The sequence below is a fragment of the Glycomyces endophyticus genome, from assembly GCF_039531525.1.
Classification (GTDB): domain Bacteria; phylum Actinomycetota; class Actinomycetes; order Mycobacteriales; family Micromonosporaceae; genus Glycomyces; species Glycomyces endophyticus.
Genome location: NZ_BAAAQF010000006.1, coordinates 100,599 through 119,656 on the forward strand (window position 1 = coordinate 100,599; position 19,058 = coordinate 119,656).

Annotated in this window: 19 protein-coding genes; 4 read left to right on the forward strand and 15 right to left on the reverse strand. The window is 71.4% G+C overall.

The window, feature by feature from the left end; all coding sequences use genetic code 11:
• Positions 1 to 36 precede the first annotated feature (36 nt).
• From ABD419_RS10515 to ABD419_RS10535, 5 genes are all read right to left on the reverse strand, one after another.
• Positions 37 to 1,068 (reverse strand): HAAS signaling domain-containing protein, encoded by a 1,032-nt coding sequence (locus ABD419_RS10515; RefSeq protein WP_344485616.1) that lies wholly within the window; start codon positions 1,066 to 1,068, stop codon positions 37 to 39.
• Positions 1,069 to 1,072: 4 nt separating this feature from the next.
• On the reverse strand, positions 1,073 to 1,402 hold the full coding sequence (locus ABD419_RS10520) for a PadR family transcriptional regulator (RefSeq protein ID WP_344485619.1): 330 nt from the start codon (positions 1,400 to 1,402) through the stop codon (positions 1,073 to 1,075).
• Positions 1,403 to 1,605: 203 nt separating this feature from the next.
• Positions 1,606 to 3,072, reverse strand: a complete 1,467-nt coding sequence (gene gltX, locus ABD419_RS10525) for a glutamate--tRNA ligase (protein WP_344485621.1) — start codon at positions 3,070 to 3,072, stop codon at positions 1,606 to 1,608.
• Positions 3,065 to 3,841 carry a fumarylacetoacetate hydrolase family protein gene (locus ABD419_RS10530; RefSeq protein ID WP_344485623.1) on the reverse strand — a complete coding sequence of 259 codons (777 nt, stop codon included), beginning with the start codon at positions 3,839 to 3,841 and terminating at the stop codon, positions 3,065 to 3,067. The genes gltX and ABD419_RS10530 overlap by 8 nt, the downstream gene beginning before the upstream one ends.
• 101 nt (positions 3,842 to 3,942) lie before the next feature.
• The gene (locus ABD419_RS10535) at positions 3,943 to 4,284 is read right to left on the reverse strand and encodes a hypothetical protein (RefSeq protein WP_344485626.1); all 342 of its coding nucleotides are present in this window, start codon (positions 4,282 to 4,284) and stop codon (positions 3,943 to 3,945) included.
• 182 nt (positions 4,285 to 4,466) lie between these two features.
• On the opposite strand from ABD419_RS10535, the gene ABD419_RS10540 reads away from it, so the two are divergent.
• Positions 4,467 to 5,609, forward strand: a complete 1,143-nt coding sequence (locus ABD419_RS10540; protein WP_344485629.1) for an NHL repeat-containing protein — start codon at positions 4,467 to 4,469, stop codon at positions 5,607 to 5,609.
• Positions 5,610 to 5,753: 144 nt separating this feature from the next.
• On the opposite strand, the gene cimA is transcribed toward ABD419_RS10540, so the two are convergent.
• The 7 genes from cimA to rimO all read right to left on the reverse strand — a co-directional run bounded on the left by cimA (position 5,754) and on the right by rimO (position 12,786).
• Entirely contained in the window at positions 5,754 to 7,376 is a 1,623-nt protein-coding gene (cimA, locus tag ABD419_RS10545; RefSeq protein ID WP_344485632.1) for a citramalate synthase, read from the reverse strand.
• Between the two features lie 242 nt (positions 7,377 to 7,618).
• Complete coding sequence (locus ABD419_RS10550) at positions 7,619 to 8,371, reverse strand: RICIN domain-containing protein (RefSeq protein WP_344485635.1); 753 nt, start codon at positions 8,369 to 8,371, stop codon at positions 7,619 to 7,621.
• 41 nt (positions 8,372 to 8,412) lie between these two features.
• Complete coding sequence (gene pspM, locus ABD419_RS10555; protein WP_344485638.1) at positions 8,413 to 9,213, reverse strand: phage shock envelope stress response protein PspM; 801 nt, start codon at positions 9,211 to 9,213, stop codon at positions 8,413 to 8,415.
• Between the two features lie 9 nt (positions 9,214 to 9,222).
• The gene (locus tag ABD419_RS10560) at positions 9,223 to 10,077 is read right to left on the reverse strand and encodes a PspA/IM30 family protein (RefSeq protein WP_344485641.1); all 855 of its coding nucleotides are present in this window, start codon (positions 10,075 to 10,077) and stop codon (positions 9,223 to 9,225) included.
• Between the two features lie 165 nt (positions 10,078 to 10,242).
• A complete protein-coding gene (locus ABD419_RS10565; RefSeq protein WP_344485644.1) occupies positions 10,243 to 10,680 on the reverse strand; it encodes a helix-turn-helix domain-containing protein in 438 nt (145 codons plus the stop codon).
• A 55-nt stretch (positions 10,681 to 10,735) separates the two neighbouring features.
• On the reverse strand, positions 10,736 to 11,314 hold the full coding sequence (gene pgsA, locus ABD419_RS10570; RefSeq protein WP_344485647.1) for a CDP-diacylglycerol--glycerol-3-phosphate 3-phosphatidyltransferase: 579 nt from the start codon (positions 11,312 to 11,314) through the stop codon (positions 10,736 to 10,738).
• The gene (rimO, locus tag ABD419_RS10575; RefSeq protein WP_425556011.1) at positions 11,311 to 12,786 is read right to left on the reverse strand and encodes a 30S ribosomal protein S12 methylthiotransferase RimO; all 1,476 of its coding nucleotides are present in this window, start codon (positions 12,784 to 12,786) and stop codon (positions 11,311 to 11,313) included. The genes pgsA and rimO overlap by 4 nt, the downstream gene beginning before the upstream one ends.
• Positions 12,787 to 13,005: 219 nt before the next feature.
• Here rimO and ABD419_RS10580 point away from each other — a divergent pair, with 219 nt between their 5' ends.
• Positions 13,006 to 14,103, forward strand: a complete 1,098-nt coding sequence (locus tag ABD419_RS10580; RefSeq protein ID WP_344485651.1) for a hypothetical protein — start codon at positions 13,006 to 13,008, stop codon at positions 14,101 to 14,103.
• A gap of 46 nt (positions 14,104 to 14,149) precedes the next feature.
• Here ABD419_RS10580 and ABD419_RS10585 read toward each other — a convergent pair whose 3' ends face one another.
• Positions 14,150 to 16,714 carry an FtsK/SpoIIIE family DNA translocase gene (locus ABD419_RS10585; RefSeq protein ID WP_425555994.1) on the reverse strand — a complete coding sequence of 855 codons (2,565 nt, stop codon included), beginning with the start codon at positions 16,712 to 16,714 and terminating at the stop codon, positions 14,150 to 14,152.
• Between the two features lie 74 nt (positions 16,715 to 16,788).
• Here ABD419_RS10585 and ABD419_RS10590 point away from each other — a divergent pair, with 74 nt between their 5' ends.
• The gene (locus ABD419_RS10590; protein WP_344485654.1) at positions 16,789 to 17,490 is read left to right on the forward strand and encodes an SDR family oxidoreductase; all 702 of its coding nucleotides are present in this window, start codon (positions 16,789 to 16,791) and stop codon (positions 17,488 to 17,490) included.
• Between the two features lie 66 nt (positions 17,491 to 17,556).
• Entirely contained in the window at positions 17,557 to 18,246 is a 690-nt protein-coding gene (locus tag ABD419_RS10595; RefSeq protein ID WP_344485655.1) for a hypothetical protein, read from the forward strand.
• 61 nt (positions 18,247 to 18,307) lie between these two features.
• Here the strand turns inward: ABD419_RS10595 and ABD419_RS10600 are convergent, their stop codons facing one another.
• Positions 18,308 to 18,742 carry a PIN domain-containing protein gene (locus ABD419_RS10600; protein ID WP_344485658.1) on the reverse strand — a complete coding sequence of 145 codons (435 nt, stop codon included), beginning with the start codon at positions 18,740 to 18,742 and terminating at the stop codon, positions 18,308 to 18,310.
• Positions 18,739 to 18,945: a hypothetical protein gene (locus ABD419_RS10605; RefSeq protein ID WP_344485661.1), complete on the reverse strand. Its 207-nt coding sequence runs from the start codon at positions 18,943 to 18,945 to the stop codon at positions 18,739 to 18,741. Before ABD419_RS10605 ends, ABD419_RS10600 begins: the two co-directional genes overlap by 4 nt.
• Between the last annotated feature and the right edge of the window lie 113 nt (positions 18,946 to 19,058).

The window sequence follows — 19,058 nt, forward strand, 5'->3', positions numbered from 1 at the left end:
CGTCCTGGTGCAGACGGGGCCGGTGGTTCGGGCGGGTCACTTCGTGGTGGTCTCCAAAGGGAGCTCCGTCGGGGCGGCCGAGTCCGTCGCGGGCTCCTCGGGGGTGGTCGAGGGGTCGGTCGCGAGCTCGGTCGGCGACTCGCTCGGGAAGTCGGTCGGCGTGCCGCTCGGGGACTCGCTCGGGGTCGGGTCCATCGGGAGTTCGCCGTCGACCATGCACAGCGGGTACTGGTAGCCGTAGCGGTCGTCGGCGGTGGCGTACGGCTCGCCGAGCTGGTTCGTGCAGGCCCACGGGTCGCCGAGCTGGATCGGGTACCCGTGCTCGTCGAGCAGGTACACGCCGGTCAGGAGCTCGCCGTGCTCGTCGTAGACGTAGACGTCGTCGACCTGCGCGTCGCCGGTGTAGTCGGTCTCGACGTACTCGACCGTGGGGACGCCGAGGAACCAGGCGAACTGGTAGGCCGAGAGTGCGACGATCGCGAGCCCCGCGGCCGCGGTCCAGCGCCGGCGGTCGCGGCCCCACTCCAGGGACCGGGCGCCGATCCGCAGCGAGGCCCACATCCCGACGAGGACGGCGGCGACGAGCAGGATGAGCCCGGGCAGCGAGCCGAGGACTTGGAAGCCGGTGACGCCGTACTGGGCCGCGGAGAGCCAGTAGACGAACAGGGCCGCCACGAGGACGCCGCGCACCGCCCACCAGCCCGGGCGCAGCCGCCCGGCGAGGTCGGCGGCGTCGGCGTGGCCGGTGCTCGCGGCGTAGCGGTCGGCGGCGGCGCGGGTCCGGGCGGCGACCGGCGCGGTCAGCTCCTTGAAGCGGCTGCGGAGCCGCTCCCCGGCCGGGGCCTTGGGGACCTCGGCGGTCTCGCGCAGCTCGCGGGCGTAGGCCTCGGGCGCGCCGAGCAGGTCGACGAGGGTGGTCCCGGGCGGCAGGTCGGCCGCGACCTCGGCGAGGTGCGAGTCCAGGTCCGTCATCAGGTCGTCGCGGATGACCGCGGGCAGGTCGCTCAGGCGGCGCTCGACGGCGGCCAGGTAGGCCGCGATCTCCGTGCTCCGGGGGGATTCGGTCATGGTCTCAGCCCTTCGTGGGAACGTCGAACAGGTGCTGCATCTTGGCGCTGACGTCTTCCCAGGCGTCGCGCATCTCGCGGAGGTACTTCCGGCCCGGCTCGGTCAGCGAGTAGTACTTGCGGTGCGGCCCCGACTCGCTCGGCTGCACGTAGGTGGAGAGGTAGCCCGCCCGGTACAGGCGCCGGAGCGTGCCGTAGACCGAGGCGTCGCCGAGGTCGTCGAACCCGGCCTTCCGGAGGCGGTGCAGGATCTCGTAGCCGTAGCCGTCCTCGTTGTCGAGGACGCGCAGCACGATGATGTCGAGCAGGCCCTTCAGCAGTTGCGATCGGTCCATGCATAAGACAGTACCATGCATTGCACAGTAGTGTCCGCGCACGGGCGGCCGCTGTCGAGTGGCGCTCGGGATCGGTTGCGGCGCAGGTGATCCGGCGGGCGCTCCGGTAGCATCGGCCCGAAGACCGAACCGGCGACCGACAGCAGAAGCGGCCCCGCGCCGACGAGCGGGGCCGCTCTCTATGACTCTTCCCTGTGCGCCGCTTACAGGGTCGCGCGGGCGGCGCGCAGGCGCGCCAGGCTCACCTCGGCGCCCAGGAGCTCCATGGACTCGTACAGCGGCGGCGACACGGTCTTGCCGCTGATCGCCACCCGGACCGGGCCGAACGCCTTGCGGGGCTTCAGGCCCATGCCGTCGACGAGGGCGGCCTTGAGGGCCTCCTCGATCGCCGGGGTGGTCCACTCGATGCCCTCCAGGGCGGCGATCGAGGCGTCGAGGACCTGCGCGGCGTCGTCCTTGAAGGTCTTCTTCGCGCTGTCCTCGTCGATCGCGACCTCGGTGCCGCAGAACAGGAACCGGAGCATCTCCACGGCCTGCGAGAGGGTCGTGCACCGCTCCTGGACCAGCGGCACGGCCACGTCCAGGACGTGCATGTCGGCCGCGGTCGGGACCTCGCCGACCAGGCCGGCCTCCCGCAGCCGCGGCAGCAGCATGGCGGTCAGCTCGGCGGTGTCGGTCAGGCGGAAGTGGTCGCCGCAGATCGAGTCGAACTTCTTCTCGTCGAACCTCGCCGGGTTCGACTTGACGTCATGGAGGTCGAACGCCTCCAGGAACTCCGCCACGGTGAACGTGTCGCGGTCGCCCGAGATCGACCAGCCGAGCGTCGCCACGTAGTTGAGGACGCCCTCGGGCAGGTACCCGGCCTCCTTGTACTGCAGGAGGTTCGAGCGCGGGTCGCGCTTGGACATCTTCTTGCCGCGCTCGTCCACGATGAGCGGCAGGTGCGCGTACTCGGGCTCGCCCTCGGCCAGGCCGAGTTCGACCAGCGCGCGCCACAGCACGATCTGGCGCGGCGTCGAGGGCAGGAGGTCCTCGCCGCGGGTGACCATGTTGACCTTCATGAGCGCGTCGTCGACCGGGTTGGTCAGCGTGTACAGCGGCGAGCCGTCGCCGCGCGCGATCACGTAGTCGGGGACGGTGCCCGCGGGCGTGCGGACCTCGCCGCGCACCGCGTCCTGGAAGACGATGTCCTCGTTCGGCATCCGCATCCGCAGCACGGGCGTGCGGCCCTCGGCGCGGTAGGCGGCCTTCTGGTCCTCGGTGAGGTCGCGGTCGAAGTTGTCGTAGCCGAGCTTCGGGTCGCGGCCGGCGGCCTTGTGCCGGGCCTCGACCTCCTCGTTGGTGGAGAACGCCTCGTAGGCGTAGCCGCCGGCGAGGAGCTTCGCGATGACGTCGGCGTACACGTCGAGGCGCTGCGACTGCCGGTAGGGCGCGTACGGGCCGCCGATGTCGGGGCCCTCGTCCCAGGTCATGCCGAGCCACGAGAGGGCGTCGAGGAGCTGCTCGTAGGACTCCTCGGAGTCGCGGGCCGCGTCGGTGTCCTCGATGCGGAACACGAACTCGCCGCCCTTGGCGCGGGCGTAGCCCCACGAGAACAGGCAGGTGCGGACCAGGCCGACGTGCGGGGTCCCGGTCGGGCTGGGGCAGAAGCGGGTGCGGACGTCACTCACTGGCGATCACCTTGTTGGTCAGCGTGCCGAGGCCGGCGACGGAGATGGAGACGGTCTCGCCGGCCTGGAGCGGCCCCACGCCGGCGGGCGTGCCGGTGAGCACCACGTCGCCGGGGATGAGCGTCATGATCTGGGAGACGTAGGCGACGAGCGTGGCCGGGTCGAACACCATGTCCTTGGTGGTGCCGAGCTGGCGGACCTCGCCGTTCACCTCGCACCGGACCTCGGCGTCGGCGACCTCGGCGTCGGTCTCGATCCAGGGGCCGAGCGGGCAGAACGAGTCGAAGCCCTTGGCGCGCGTGAACTGCACGTCCTGCTTCTGCAGGTCGCGGGCGGTCACGTCATTCGCGCACGTGTAGCCGTAGATCGCGCTCTTGGCGGCCTCGCGGTCGAGGCCGCGGGCGCCGTGCAGGCCGATGACGACCGCGAGCTCGGCCTCGTGCTCGACCTGGTCGGACACGGCCGGGAGGCGGATCGCCTCGCCGGGGCCGATGACCGAGGTCGAGGGCTTGAGGAAGATCAGCGGCTCCTTGGGGACCTCGTTGCCGAGCTCGGCGGCGTGGTCGGCGTAGTTGCGGCCCACGCACACGACCTTCGACGGCAGGATCGGGGCGAGCAGCCGCACGTCGTCGAGCGCCCAGCGCTGGCCGGTGAGCTTGATCTGCGCGAACGGGTGCCCTTCGATCTCCGCGGCGGTGGCCCCGGGCCCCTCCCCTTCGAGGACTGCGAACGACATGCCGGTGGGGTGAGCGATCCGCGCGATCCGCACAGTCGGCCCCTCTCTAAGACTGGATCGGAAGCTTGCGGCCTCAGCTTAGTTCGCGGGGCGGGGCGGGGCACGGCGCTATCGCGCGCCGGACCCGGGCGTCACTAGCGCAGGAGCAGGAACAGGCCCGCGAGGACGACGGTGCCGACGAGCGCGCCGACGACGATGCCCATGCCCATGCGGCGGACGCGGCCGAACATGCCGACGAAGAACCCGAGGACGAACGTGAGCGGGGTCGCCACCAGCAGCGACAGCGCGGTCGCGCCGAGGCGCACGCGCAGGGTCTCGCCGAGGCCGCCGACGAGCACGAAGCCCAGGACGAAGGCGAGGACCACGAGGATCACGAGGCCGAGGAAGAACCCGGCACCGAACCGGCGGCGTCCGTACACGGCCGAGTCCGCGGCTTGAGCAGCCGCGCGGGCGCGATCGGTCTTGTAGGAAGTCACACCTCAACTGTAGTACGGCGGGGCAACGGCCGGGGTGACCGGATTCGCCAGTCGCGGGCGCGATCGGGGGCGGCGCGGTCCGGTGTGGAGGTCACCCGCAGGCGGGACCTGTGCGCCCGCTCATCCCGGACGCGCCGTTTCGCCTCCCCGGTGCGGCGCGCAATGCGTGCGACACTGGCGGAATGCGCCGTTTGATCACACTCTCCGCATTGTTCGCGGCCCTCCTGTTCGTCCAGGTCCCGGCCGGGGCCATCGACTCGAGCCTCCCGCAGGCGACCGCGTCCTTCAACGACCAGGTCGTCAAGGTCGCCTACAACGGCGACACCGTCTACTCCGGCGGCCTGTTCACCCGGGCCCGGCAGACCGACGGGACGTTCGCGAACCGCACCTACCTGGCGGCGGTCAACTCCCGCACCGGCGCGCTGCTGCCGTTCGCGCCGGTCCTGAACGGCACGGTCCACGAGGTCAAGACCGGCGGCGGGTACCTGTACGTCGCCGGGAAGTTCACCGAGGTCGACGGCGTCGCCATGTCGCGCGTCGCCCGCTTCAACCTGGGCACCGGAAAGCTCGACACCGCCTGGCGGCCCAAGCCCAGCGCCACGGTCTACTCGGTCGAGCCGTCCGGTACGACCGTCTACCTCGGAGGGACGTTCAGCAGCGTCGGCGGGCACGCCCAGCCGCGCCTCGCCGCGGTGGACGTCGCCACCGGGGCGCCGATCACGGCCTTCGCGCCGCAGGTCTCCGAAGGCGGCGTCCGCGACCTCCAGGTCGGGCACGGGCGCCTGTACGTCGCCGGCGTGTTCTCCACCATCGGCGGCGACAAGAAGTACGGGAAGCTCGGCGCCGTGAACCCGGTCTCGGGCGCGGTCGACACCTCGTTCGTGTCCAAGGTGTACGTCCTCACCCGCGAGGTCGTCGTCGCCGGGGACCGCGTGTACGCGGCGCTCGACGGGCGCGGCGGCGAGATCCGGGCGTTCACGACCAGCGGCGAGACCCTCTGGTACCAGGCCGTCGACGGCGGCATGCAGACCGTGGAGGTCTGGGGTGACGCCGTCATCGGCGGCGGCCACTTCGACCAGGCGTGCGTGACGAACCACGCCGGGCCGCTCGGCGAGTGCGTCGACGGCGTCAAGGCCGAGCGCGGGAAGCTCCTCGCGGTCGACATGAACGGGAAGCTGCTGCCGTGGAACCCGGGCGCGAACGGCGTCGTGGGCGCGTGGGACGCGACCGCGCACCCGTCGGGCGCGAACCTGAGCGTCGGCGGCTCGTTCACGACCTTCGGGGGCGGCACGATGGAGCAGAAGCGCCTCGCGGTCTTCGACTGACGCGGGACGCGAGGAAGGGGTCCGATCGGATGATCGGACCCCTTCTCCGTTCCCTCCCGCACGGTCGGCGCGGGCCGGGTGGGGGCCGGGTCTCGTGGACCGGCCCCGGTCTGGGTTCGCTCGTGGCGGTGGTGGAATCGAAGGTCAGCGGCGGTTCAGGCCGTAGGCGAGGCCGTCGGCCAGCGCGTTCCAGGAGGCCTCGATGAGGTTGGGGGCCACGCCGACGGTGGTCCACTCGGCCTCGCCGTCGCTCATGGAGATGAGGACGCGGGTGACCGCGTCGGTGCCCTTGGAGCCGGCGAGGATGCGGACCTTGAAGTCCGAGAGCGTCAGCTCGGCGAGGCGCGGGTGGCGGGCGGCGAGCGCGGACCGGAGCGCGGCGTCGAGGGCGTTGACCGGGCCGTTGCCCTGCGCGGTGGAGATGACGCGCTCGCCGTCAACGTCGACGCGGACGGTGGCCTCGGCGACCGTGGTGCCGTTGGGGTCGTGGTCGACGATGACGCGGTAGGTGTCGAGCGCGAACGGCCGGGGCAGGCCGCCTTCGACCTCGTCGCGGACGAGCAGCTCGAAGGACGCGTCGGCGGCCTCGAAGGACCAGCCCTTGGATTCGAGCTCCTTGACGCGCTTGGTGATCCGGTCGAGCGCGTCCTTGTCGCCGGAGAGGTCGATGCCGAGTTCGCGGCCCTTGAGCTCGACGGAGGCGCGGCCGGCCATCTCGGTGACGAGGATGCGCATGTCGTTGCCGACGACGACGGGGTCGACGTGGTTGTACAGGGCCGGGTCGGCCTTGATGGCGGAGGCGTGGATGCCGGCCTTGTGCGCGAACGCGGCGTGCCCGGTGTAGGGGGCGTGCTCGTCGGGGATCATGTTGGCGATCTCGGCGATGGCGTGGGAGACGCGGGTGAGCTTCTCCAGGCCGCCGTCGGGGAGGACCTTGCGGCCGAGCTTGGTCTCGAGGTTCGCGATGACGGTGAAGAGGTTCGCGTTGCCGGGGCGCTCGCCGTAGCCGTTGGCGGTGCCCTGGACGTGCATGGCGCCGGCCTCGACGGCGGCGATGGTGTTGGCGACGGCGCAGCCGGTGTCGTTCTGGGCGTGCATGCCGAGGCGGACGCGCTCGGGCGGCAGGCCGGCGCCGAGGAGGCGGGCGCGCAGGTCGGTGACGGCGGCGGTGATGTCGGAGGGGATGGAGCCGCCGTTGGTGTCGCACAGGACGACCGCTTCGGCGCCGGCGTCGAGGGCGGTCTTGACGACGAGGGTCGCGTAGACCGGGTCGTGGCGGTAGCCGTCGAAGAAGTGCTCGCAGTCGATGAAGACCTGGCGCTCGTGCTCGCGTCCGGTGCGGACGGAGTCGGCGATCATGGCGAGGTTCTCTTCGGGGGTGGTGCGCAGGGCCTGCTCGACGTGGCGCATGTCGGACTTGGCGACGAGGCAGAGGACGGGGGCGCGGGAGTCGAGGAGGGCCGCGAAGCCGGGGTCCTCGGCGGCGGTGGAGTCGGCGCGCCGGGTCATGCCGAAGGCGACGAGCTTGGCGTGCTTGAAGTTCAGTTCCTCCGCCGCGCGGGCGAAGAATTCGGTGTCCGAGGGGATCGCGCCGGGCCAGCCGCCCTCGATGTAGTCGACGCCGAGCTCGTCGAGGAGTTCGGCCACCGCGAGCTTGTCGGCGACGGAGTAGCGGAGGCCCTCCATCTGCGCGCCGTCGCGGAGCGTGGTGTCGAAGACGTGGAAGTCCCCTGCACCGGTTGCTGTCGTGGAGTCTGCTTGCGTCACTTGGTGCTCCAAGTCTTCTTTGCCGATGGGTCCAGTACTGCGCGTCGGACCTGAACGTTCGTTTGCCCTGAACGAAAAAGACCCCCTGCGGGCGCAGGAGGTCTGGCGTTCGGCGATGGCATCTACAGCCTCGCGGAACGCCCGCAGCTAATCATGAGCTGGAAAGTCACGAGTCGAAGTATGCCACCGGCGGTGGGGCCGAGCCAGCATTTCCCGGATGGTGGGATTCACTGTGTCGCGCTTTACCAGTGGCCGCGGAGGGCCCGGCGGCGCTGGAGCCACATGACGAGCGCGGCCCCGCCCGCGACGGCGACGGCTCCGGCGCCGACGGCCGCGCCGACCCCCGCGCCGGTGGTGGGGAGCTTCGGCGGGGGCGGGCTCGACGGGGCCTCCGACCCGCTCGGCGAATCCGACCCGTTCGGCGGCGGCCCGCTCGTCGTCTCCGAGGGCGGGGCGGAGACGCTCGGGGAGGGGCTCGGGGCCCCGGAGACCGGCACGGCGAAGCGCCACTCCTGGGAGTGGCGGCTCTGGTCGGACTCGGGGTCGACGGCGAGGACCGGCACGTCCTCGGCCGGGTCGACGTCGTCGGCGAGGCCGAGGAAGTAGCCGTCGGCGGTGACGAAGCGGAGGTCCTGCGCCGAGGGCGTGTCGTTGTAGACGACGGTCCAGGCGATCGCGTCGGCGCAGTCGGCGAGGACGGCGGGGACGGTCTCCTCGCCGCCGGAGGTGTCGGCGGTCAGGCACCGCCCGGTCGCGTCGTGGACGATCTGGTACTCGCCGAGGTCCTGGAGCGCCTCGACGGCGCGGAGCGTCCACAGGTCGGCGTCGCCGTCGAGGACGGCCGCGCCGTTCTCGACGTCGAGCGGGAGGTTCCGGTGCTCCTTGAGGAAGAGTTCGGCGGGCTCCTCGGGCAGGACGGCCGCGGTGGCGGGGGCGGCCCAGGCGAGGAGGGTGGCGGCGGTGATCGCGGAAGTGCGAAGAATAAGGGCTTTCACACTTAGATTACACCAAATGAGGCATTTTCAGCTTCTTGGCGTCAGGCGACGCCCCCGCGCTGGGGGCCGATGCGGCCCCGGATCTCGCTCGCCGCGTCGCCGGCCGCCCGCAGCCGGTCCGCCGCGTCGGTGAGCATGTCGAGCGTCTCGTCGGCGCGGTGCGCCGACAGCTCGTGCTGGAGCCCGATCGAGCCGGCCAGGCACTCCCCCGCCGCGCTCACCATGTCCTCGTAGGCCGCGACGCCCGCGTCGAGGCGCTCGACCATCCGGTCGAGCCCGTCCTGGAGGCCGGAGCGCTTCATCGACGGCGCGATCCCCATGGCCTGCTCGACGTCCCTGACGCTGAGCGCGAGCCGGTACAGCTCCCGCCCGGCCTGCCCGGCCCCGGCGAGGATCGCCACGGCCTCCTGGTTGCCCTGGAGGCGGTCGGCCATCCGCTCGGCCGCGATCGTCGCCTGCTCCAGGCGCTCGTACGGGGCGAGGGCCCGGCTGTGCTTGAACTGGTTGCGCGCCCGGCCGCGCTGGATCGCCTGCGCGGCCTCGCCGAACAGGCCCTGGGCCTCCTTGGACAGCTTCGCGGTGCCGTGCAGCTCCAGCGAGGCCCGCTCCTCGGCGGGCAGCGCCCGGGCGAGGCGCCGGTAGTCGAGCCAGCGGACCACGGCCATCGCGGTCGAGAACCCGGCGACGGTCACCCACACGCCGTCCGGACCCCCCAGGCCCGCGTAGGGGATGAAGAACGCGCTGCCGGCGACGGCGCCGCCGGCAGTGGTCGACCAGGACTTGGCGGAGGCCAGCCGGGACCGCAGGCGCTTGAAGGCGCGCTTGCGGTCCTTGGCGTCCACCGGTCGTCCCTAGCTCTTGGTCTTGTCCGCCTCCGCGGTGCCCTCGTCGCCGAGGGACGCGCGGATGTCGGCGAGGCGGGCGTTGGTGACCGACTCCTTCGACTCGATCTGCGCCTTCTCGCGGTTGCCCGCGGAGAGCTGGTCGCCTTCGAGCGAGGCGCGGATCTGCTCCAGGCGGGAGACCCCCGCCATGTCGCGGGTGGCGCGGTTCACTTCGAGGAGGCGGCCCTCGACCGAGTTCGAGGCGAGCTCGGCGCGGCCCATCGCGGAGGCGTACCGGCCCTCGATCTTGTCGCGGATCTCGTCGAAGTTCGGCACGTTGCCCGGGGCGGCGGTCTGCGACATCGACTCCAGGGACGAGGCGATCGTCTCCTGCATCTTCGCCTGCTCCAGCTGGCCGAGGAGCTTCGTGCGCTCCTGCAGCTTCTGCTGGAGGATCATCTGGTTGTTCTCGACGGCCTTCTTGGCCTGGTCCGCAGCGGTGAGCGCCTGGTCGTGCATCACCTTCATGTCCTCAAGGGACTGCTCAGTGGAGACCAGCTGGCCGGCGAGGATCTCGGCGGTCGACTCGAACTGCTGCGCCTTCGCCTCGTCGCCGTCGGCGCGGGCCTTGTCGGCCAGCACCAGCGCCTGGCGCGCCTGCGCCTGGAGACGCTCCACTTCGGCCATCGAGCGGTTGAGCTTCATCTCCAACTGGCGCTGGTTCCCGATCACCGAGGCCGCCTGCCCCACCAGCGCCTGGTGCTGCTTCTGCGCCTCCTCGATCGCCTGCTGGATCTGGATCTTGGGGTCGGCGTGCTCGTCGATCTTCGCACCGAAGAGCGCCATCATGTATTTCCAGCCCTTGACGAACGGATTGGCCATTATCGGGGTCCTTCCGGTGCTCACGTGGCGACGGTTGCGAGCCATAGGTTTGCGATGCAACGCCGACTTGCCTCTAAGTGTCGGACATCGGCGCCACTCTTGCGGGACAGGGGTGACGCCTCAATCGCAAAACTACATCATCGGGTAGGTCGTGCAGGTACGCAGTCAGGCGGCCGCCCGGACCACCGAATCGGTCACCTCGCCACGGCGGTGGCGAGATCGGACCTGCGCGATCGTCGGCGACGGCGTGGCGTGGCGGCGGCGGCGCGACTCCTCGGCCGCGGCCTGCTCGCGCGGCAGCGCCAGCACCGCGACCTGGCGGCCCTGCGGGTCCTGCGCCTCGCGCCCGGGAGGCGCGGCCTCGCCGCGCTCGTGCTGCGCGACCTCGCGGGAGACCTCGGCGAGCACCTCGGACAGGCGCACCTGGAGCGCCCCGCACACGGAGGCGAGCAGCTCGCTCGACGGCTCCTTGTGCCCGCGCTCGATCTCCGAGAGGTAGCCGAGGCTGACGTTGGCCTGCTTCGACACGTCCCGCAGCGTCCGCTTCTGCGCGCGGCGGCGTCGCCGCAGGGTCTCTCCCAGCAGTTCCCTCAACAACACCATAGGGTTCTCCTCACGCCGCCGATCGCTCATGTGAGCCTAAACGGGTCATGCAAGCCTAGCTCGCCCGGTTCGGCTCGCTCTCCCTTGATTTGAATGCTTTCCAGAGGTAATCCATTCCCGTCAGCACCGTGAGGATCAGCGCGGCGTACATCAGCCACACCCCCACGAGGTCGAACGGGGCCGGCCACGGGAACAGCATCCACGACACCGCGGTGATCTGGAGGACCGTCTTCAGCTTCCCGCCGCGGTCCGCGGCCACGACCACCCGGCGCGCGATCGTCATGCGCCACACTGTGATCCCCAGCTCACGCACCAGGATCACGACCGTGACCCACCAGGCGAGGTCGCCGTAGTAGCTCAGCAGGACCAGCGCCGTGCCGATGAGCGCCTTGTCGGCGATCGGGTCGGCCAGCTTCCCGAAGTCGGTGACCAGGCCGCGCGAGCGCGCCAGCCAGCCGTCGACGAAGTCGGTCGCCGAGATGAAGACGAACAGCGCGCACGCGGCGACCCGCCAGCCCGTGTGCTCCATCCCCGAGAGGACCACGAACACGGCGAACACCGGCACCAGGAAGATCCGGGCCACGGTCACCACGTTCGCGATGTTCCACGGCGAGACCGGCTGGTCGGTGGTCACCAGGCCTCCTCGACGATCTCCGCGACCAGGTCGACGCCGTGGGAGTCCACGACCTTCGCGGTGACGAAGTCGCCCGGCTCCAGGCCGTCGACCTCGCCGACGAGGGCGACGGTGCCGTCGACCTCGGGGGCCTGGTGGGCGCCGCGCCCGTCCACGCCGTCGTCCTCGACGGACTCGACCAGGACCGTCATGGTCTCGCCCACGCGCTCGGCCGCGCGCTGGCTGACCAGCTCGTCGACGAGCATCGCGACGCGGGTGTGGCGCTCCTGGACGACGTCCTCGTCGACGTGGCCGTCGAGGGCCACCGCCTCGGTGCCGTCCTCGTCGGAGTACGCGAACACGCCCGTGGAGTCGAGCCGGGCCTCCTCGAGGAAGCCCATGAGCTCCTCGACGTCCGCCTCGGTCTCGCCGGGGAAGCCGACGATGACGTTGGTGCGGGCCCCGGCGAGCGGGGAGACGTCGCGGATCTGCTTGAGCAGCGCGAGGAAGTTCTCGGTCGAGCCGAACCGGCGCATGCGGCGCAGGACCTTCGCCGATGAGTGCTGGAAGGAGAGGTCGAAGTACGGGACGACCTTCTCGGTGCGCTGCATCGCCTCGATGAGGCTCGGGCGCAGCTCGGCCGGCTGGAGGTACGAGAGGCGGATCCACTCGATGCCGTCGATCGCGGCCATGTCCCGGAGCAGGTGCTCCAGGGCCTGGTTGTCGGGGAGGTCCTTGCCGTAGGAGGTGGTGTTCTCCGAGACGAGGTTGAGCTCCTTGACGCCTTCGGAGGCGAGCCACGCGGCCTCGGCGAGGATCTCCTCGGGGGTGCGCGAGACGAACGAGCCGCGGAACGACGGGATCGCGCAGAACGTGCAGCGGCGGTCGCAGCCGGAGGCGAGCTTGAGGTTCGCCACGGGCCCGTCGGTGAGGCGCTTGCGCACCACCGCGAGGTGCTGCGGGGCGCCGGCCTCGATCGCGGTGCCGTCGGCCTGCGCGGTGCGCGTGTGGCCGGGGACGACCGCGGCGGCGCTCTGGCGCGCGGCCGGGGCCAGCGGCAGGAGCTTGCGGCGGTCGGACGGCTGGTGGGACTCGACCGAGCGCCCGGCGAGGATGTCGTCGAGGCGGGCGGCCATGTCCGGGTAGTGGTCGAAGCCGAGGACGGCGTCGGCCTCCGGGAGGCTCTCGGCCAGTTCGCGGCCGTAGCGCTCGGCCATGCACCCGGTCGCGACGACCTTGGCGCCGGAGCCCGAGGCTTCGAGGAGCACGTCGATGGACTCGGTCTTCGCCTGCTCGATGAAACCGCAGGTGTTGACCATGACGACGTCGGCCTGCTCGCCGTCGTCGCTGATCCGCCAGCCGCCGGCGGCGAGGCGGGCGGCCAGCTCCTCGGAGTCGGTCTCGTTGCGGGCGCAGCCGAGCGTCAGGAGCGCGACGCTCTTGGCTTCGCGGGCGGAGTCCTCGGATCGGGTCGAATGAGCTGATGACACCAGGAAAGCGTACCCAGGGGCGGGCGGTGAACGCCCGGGGCGGCGGGCAGGGTCACGGTCGCGCGGGCGGTAGAGTGGCGCACCTTACGTCCGGGTCGCCTTGGGGCGGTCACTGACGGTATGCGCCGAATGCGGCATGGACGTTTCGGGGCATTTTCGGCCCTCCTGCGCTGGGGCAACATCGGTTCACGGGCCGTTGCGGTCGTGGCCTAGGCTTGTTCCATGTCCCCCAAAGGCATCGCCCCCGCCGTCAGGAACCCCCGGAACAGCCGCGCCCGCAGGGCCGCGTACGCCGCCGTGGCCGCGGCCGCCGCGCTCACCGCGGCCGCGTGCGGCGAGGTGCCCACGGGCACGCTCAACACGCCCGCGGGATACACCGTTTCGAGTGACGACGTGCCCGTCTCGATCTGCCCGTCGGAGGGCGAGACGCGCTTCGAGGGCGACGAGGGGCTGCTCCGCGGCGCGCACTTCGCGCTCCGCGTCGAGTGCCTGGCCTCGTTCGAGGAGGTCCCCGAGGGCTTCCAGCTGGAGTACCTGCTGAAGGACGGCTACAAGCTGCTGCCCCCGCCGGAGGGCTACGAGTTCACGATGGTGCAGTTCGCGCCCGACCCGGGCGTCGAGGCGCCGTACGCGGTCGACGACCTCACCGAGCTGACCGGGAAGCTCGTCGTCGGCGGCACCGAGTGGGAGTTCGCCGGCGAGTCGCCCCAGCCAGGCGCGGTGTACTTCACCGTGGCCGAGAAGGGCGCGCCGGTGACGCTGGAGATCACCGACGCCGAGCGGGTCCAGACCCTGGACCTGCGCGAACGGACCCGCACCGGCCTGATCGAGGCGCTCTACAACGGCTCGACCGACACCGTCACCACCGACGTCGTGGAGAACTCCGTCGACGGCCGCACCACCAGCGGCAGCTACGAGTACTGGTTCGACGACTGGCAGTACTCGACCGACTTCACGCTCACCCGCGAGGTCTACCGGCCCGGCGAGGGCTGGGTGGCCAAGACCGACGCCGCCGTCCTCAACGTGAGCTTCGGGTGGCTCCAGTCCGGTTCGGGCCTGGAGTGGAACATCGACCCCCAGGAGGCCCTGAAGGTCTCGGGCCCGGAGGGCGAGCTGGCGGCGACCGCGGTCGAGCACACCGACGAGGAGTGGGGCGACGGCATCTGGCGCACCTACTACCTGGAGTACGGCGTCCCGGCCGACAGCCTGGTGTTCACGCTGAAGTTCCACCCCGACGGGCCGGTCCACTGGCCCGAGGAGGACGTCTCGATGCCGATCACCGGCGACGAGACGCACGAGCTGACGGCCAGCTTCGAATAGCGGCCGAACGCGGGGGCCGGTCCACTCGGACCGGCCCCCGCGGCGTCTACTCCCCCTGGAGCGAGGCGATGACGCCGTCGAGCTCGTCGGGCTTGACCAGGACGTCGCGGGCCTTCGTGCCCTCCGAGGGGCCGACGACGCCGCGCGTCTCCATGAGGTCCATGAGCCGCCCGGCCTTCGCGAACCCGACGCGGAGCTTGCGCTGGAGCATCGAGGTCGAGCCGAACTGCGTGGTCACGACCTGCTCGATCGCCTGGATGAGCAGTTCGAGGTCGTCCCCGATGTCCGGGTCGATCTCGCGGGTCGAGCCCGGCGCCGCGGTGACCTCCTCGATGTACTGGGCGTCCATCTGGGCCTTCGCGTGCTCCACGGCCGCCTCGATCTCCTTGTCGGAGACGAACGCGCCCTGGATGCGCTCGGGCTTGGAGGCGCCCATCGGCAGGAACAGGCCGTCGCCGCGGCCCACGAGCTTCTCCGCGCCCGGCTGGTCGAGGATGACCCGCGAGTCGGCGAGCGAGGACGTCGAGAACGCCAGCCGGGAGGGCACGTTGGCCTTGATCAGGCCGGTCACGACGTCGACCGAGGGCCGCTGCGTGGCGAGCACCAGGTGGATGCCGGCGGCGCGCGCGAGCTGCGTGATGCGCACGACCGAGTCCTCGACGTCGCGCGCGGCGACCATCATGAGGTCGGCCAGCTCGTCGACGATGACCAGCAGGTACGGGTGCGGCCGGAACTCGCGGCCCGACGCCGGGTGGGTCTTCGCCTCGCCCGCGCGGACCTTGCGGTTGAAGTCGTCGACGTGCCGGACCCCGGCGGCGGCGAGGTCCTCGTAGCGCATGTCCATCTCCTTGACGACCCACTGGAGGGCGTCGGACGCCTTCTTCGGGTTCGTCACGATCGGGTGGACCAGGTGCGGGATGCCCTCGTAGTTCGACAGCTCCACGCGCTTGGGGTCGATGAGGAGGATGCGGACCTGCTCGGGCGTGGCCCGCATGAGGGTGGAGACCAGCAGCGAGTTGATGCACGAGGACTTGCCGGAGCCGGTGGCGCCCGCGATGAGCATGTGCGGGGTCTTCGTGAGGTTGGTGAGGACGTAGCCGCCCTCGACGTCCTTGCCCAGGCCCACGATCATCGGGTGCAGGTCGGCTTGCGCGGTCGGCGAGCGCAGCACGTCGCCGAGCGCGACGTCGTCGCGGTCGGTGTTGGGGATCTCGACGCCGACCGCGGACTTGCCGGGGATCGGGTTGATGATCCGCACGTCGGCGCTCTTGACCGCGTACGCGATGTTCTTCGCGAGCTGGATGATCCGCTCGACCTTCACGGCCGGGCCGAGCTCGATCTCGTACCGGGTGACCGTGGGGCCGCGCGTGAAGCCGGTGACGGCGGCGTCCACGTTGAACTGCGCGAACACCTCCTGGAGGGCGGCGATGACCACCTCGTTGGCCTTGGACCGCTTCTTCGCGGCCGGGCCGGTCGGGAGGATCGCCATCGGCGGGAGCCGGTAGTCGCCGTCCGAGGCGCCGTCGGAGAGGGTCGGCTGCTCGGTCTTCCTCGGCGCCTGCGAGTGCTTCGGCGGGTCGCGCACCGGCTCGGGCTCGGGGATCGGCGCGGAGGTGCGGCGCGGCGCCGGCTCCTCGGGCTCGGCGCCGAGGTCGGGGACCTCGTCGGGGGCGAGGCGCGGCAGGACCGTGGTCGGGTGGTGGACGCGGCGGGCCTCCTCGTCCTTGAGGCGCTTGGCCTCGCGGCTCTCGGCGCGCGTCATGCGCCCCTCGGGCTCCTCCTCGTCGTCGTCCTCATAGGTCTCGACCCGGCCGGTCGCCAGGCCCCACAGGTGCGCCAGGCGCGACGGGACCTGGTTGAGCGGCGTCGCGGTCACCACGAGGACCCCGAACAGCAGGAGCAGCACCAGGAGCGGGAAGGCCACATAGGCCGATACGGCCAGCGCGAGGCCGCCGCCGACGAGCCACCCGATCTGGCCGCCCGCGGCCATGCGCTCGCCCATGTCGGCGGGCAGGCCCGAGATGAGGTGGAGCAGGCCGAGGCTGGAGAGCCAGATCGCGCTCCAGCCGACGAGCGAGCGGCCGTGCGCGCCTTCGGGGGGCGTCTGGCGCATCACGCGGACGCCCCACAGCACCAGCAGGACCGGGAGCGCGCGGGTGGCGAGGCCGAGGAGCCAGTCGAGGATGAACGCGAAGCGCTCGCCGACGGGGCCGGCGACGTCGAACCAGACGGCGCAGGCGAGGACGATGGCGGTGGCGACGAGGAGCAGGCCGAGGCCGTCGCGGCGGTGGGCGGGGTCGATCTCGCGGGCCGTGGCGGCCTCCTTGCCGACGGAGCGGGCCATCCAGCCGGTGGTGCGGGCGGTGCCGACCCAGAGGCCGCGCAGGCCCATGCCGAGCGCCTCGAGCGGGCCGGGGATCGCGTCGGCGCGCTTGCGGGCGGCGGTCTTCTTGGCGGTGCGCTTGGCCGCGCCCGGGGCGGCCTTCCGGGCCGCCTTCTTGGCGGGGCCCTGCTTCGCGGCGGTCTTCTTGGCGGCGGCGGGCCTGCGGCGCGCCGCGGGGGCGGTCCCCTTGCGGGCGGTGCCGCCCTTGCCGCTCGTCCTGGCCATCATGGTGCATACGTTACCGCCCGCACCCCGACCGGCGTTGTCGTGAAGGCCTTCACGGGAGGGGCTAATGTGACGGCATGTCAAAAACGATCCTGGTCACCGGCGCCGGGCGCGGACTCGGCCGGACCCTGGCCGAGCGACTGAGCGCACGCGGCGACACCGTGATCGCGCACGCCCGCAGCGCCGCCGCCTTGGAAGGCGTCCCGCATGCGAAAGCCCTGGTCGCCGACCTCGCCGACCCGGCGAGCCTGGCGGCGGCGGTGGCGGATCTCGGGGTCGGGCGCCTGGACGCGCTGGTCCACAATGCCGGTGTCCTCAATGTCGGCGCGGTGGCCGACGAGACGCTGGAGTGGTGGCAGCGGACGATGGCGGTGAACGTCGTGTCGGTCGCGGAGCTGACCCGGCTGCTGCTCCCGGCGCTGCGCGCGGCGCGCGGCCACGTGTTCTTCCTCAACTCGGGCGCGGGCCTGAACACCGCGCCGCGGCTGGCGTCCTACTCGGCGAGCAAGCACGCGCTCAAGGCGATCGCCGACGCGCTGCGCGCCGAGGAGCAGCCGAACGGCGTGCGGGTGACGAGCTTCTACCCGTCCCACTTCGACACCGACATGCAGCGGGGCCTGCGCGACCAGTACGACTCGGACTACGACCCGTCCCGCGCGATGAGCCAGGACACCGTCGCCACGACGATCCTCACGGTCCTCGACGCCCCCGCCGACATGGTCGTGAACGAGCTGCGGACCGAGCCCCCGAACCCGCTCCCGGTCCGCCCGCGGGGCTGACCGGGCAGGCGGGACGGGCCGTTCGCGGGACCCTGCGCCGCACGTCCTGTCGGTAGCATCGCGGTGGTGAACGCACTCCCGCCCCAGGACCCTTCGGTCTCCCCTCCCCCGCCCTCCGAGCCGACGCTCCCGCCGCACCAGACGGGTCCGGGGCCGTTCCAGACCGGGCCGCTCCTCCTGCCGCCGAAGCCGCCGTCGTCAGCCCCCTCGCCGCTCGGCCTGGCGGTCGCCGGGGTCGGCCTGGCGATGCTGTGCGTCTCGGTCCTGGTGCCGCGCATCGAGATCAAGGACCCCGACGGCGAGTTCGGGTTCTACTCGTACTCGGGCCTGTACGGCGCGTCCTCGTACGGGATCGACACGCCCACAGTGGTCCTGGCGCTGGCGCTCCTCGCCGCGGTGGGAGTCAGCGCCCTGCGGGTCCCGGCCGCGCGCTGGCCGTCGCGGATCGCCGCGGTCGGCTTCGCGGCGCTGGGAGCGGCGTTCACGTACCACCCGGTCACGGTGCTGCGCCAGTACGTCGAGGCCTATCAGGGTTCCGACGAGGACGGCGCCGTGGTGGAGGACGCGGCCGCGTCGGTCTCGGTGGCCGCGGACAACGGCGTGTACATCGCGATCGTGGGCGTGGCCCTGCTGGCGCTGAGCACGTTCTTCATGCAGGTCCGCAGGCCTCCGGCGTACCCGGCGGCACCGCCGCCCCCTCCGGCCCCGGCCGGCTGGCCGGGCGCGGAACCGACCGTGACGGTCCACCCGGGCTGAGAACGGGCCCCGAAGACGCGGCGGGGCCGCACCCGATGGGTGCGGCCCTGAATCGCGCGGACTACTCCGAGTCGTACGGGAGCAGCGTGAAGTAGTCCGGTCCCCAGATCGGCTGGAGTTTGCGGAAGTGGCGCTGGTCGAGCGTCATGATCGAGTTGGTCCTGTACCGGTCGGCCAAGACCACGTTGGAGGCGTCGGCGATGCCGATGTAGTCGTCGCCGTGGAACGACCCCATGATCTGGAGCGCCTCCGCATGGTCGTTGGGCGTCCACGAGGCGAGTTCCATGCCGCCGAGAGCCACGTCCTCGTTGAACTGCCGTGCGGCACCGGCGTCGTACTGGTCTTTGAGCATGTAGTCGCATTCGGCGACGATGAACGGAGAGACCACCAGAGGGCCCTGGCGATTGCGGACCGCCTCGTTCAGACCTTCGTGTTCGTCGTACGCGCTGTCGAAAAGCGCCAGTACTGCACTCGTGTCGAGGATGATCGCGTTCATCGGCCGAACCCGGAGGTCAGCTTCGCCTCGATCTCGTCGGAGGTCAGCGGCTTCTCGCTCCGGAACCCTCCGAATCTCGGCTCTGGCCTAGGCGCGTTCTTCTTCATGAGGAGTTCGATCTCCTGGGCGAGCGTGAGCCCGTCCGCGACCGCCAGCTGGTGCAGGCGGTCGCGGAGGACCTTCGGTACTTTGATCGTAGTCATGGTCATACCGTAAAGTATACCGCCTCGGAAGTGGTGTTGCCGCGCCGTTGCGACACGCGTGAACATAGTGAGCCCTCACACCCCGTTCGGTGTCGGACCGTTCATGAACGCGC

Coding starts and splice junctions, on each gene's coding strand:
- ABD419_RS10515 (WP_344485616.1), bottom strand. CDS start 1,068: ATGACCGAATCCCCCCGGAGCACGGAGATCGCGGCCTACCTGGCCGCC.
- ABD419_RS10520 (WP_344485619.1), bottom strand. CDS start 1,402: ATGGACCGATCGCAACTGCTGAAGGGCCTGCTCGACATCATCGTGCTG.
- ABD419_RS10540 (WP_344485629.1), top strand. CDS start 4,467: ATGCGCCGTTTGATCACACTCTCCGCATTGTTCGCGGCCCTCCTGTTC.
- ABD419_RS10560 (WP_344485641.1), bottom strand. CDS start 10,077: ATGGCCAATCCGTTCGTCAAGGGCTGGAAATACATGATGGCGCTCTTC.
- ABD419_RS10565 (WP_344485644.1), bottom strand. CDS start 10,680: ATGGTGTTGTTGAGGGAACTGCTGGGAGAGACCCTGCGGCGACGCCGC.
- ABD419_RS10580 (WP_344485651.1), top strand. CDS start 13,006: ATGTCCCCCAAAGGCATCGCCCCCGCCGTCAGGAACCCCCGGAACAGC.
- ABD419_RS10585 (WP_425555994.1), bottom strand. CDS start 16,714: ATGATGGCCAGGACGAGCGGCAAGGGCGGCACCGCCCGCAAGGGGACC.
- ABD419_RS10590 (WP_344485654.1), top strand. CDS start 16,789: ATGTCAAAAACGATCCTGGTCACCGGCGCCGGGCGCGGACTCGGCCGG.
- ABD419_RS10600 (WP_344485658.1), bottom strand. CDS start 18,742: ATGAACGCGATCATCCTCGACACGAGTGCAGTACTGGCGCTTTTCGAC.
- ABD419_RS10605 (WP_344485661.1), bottom strand. CDS start 18,945: ATGACTACGATCAAAGTACCGAAGGTCCTCCGCGACCGCCTGCACCAG.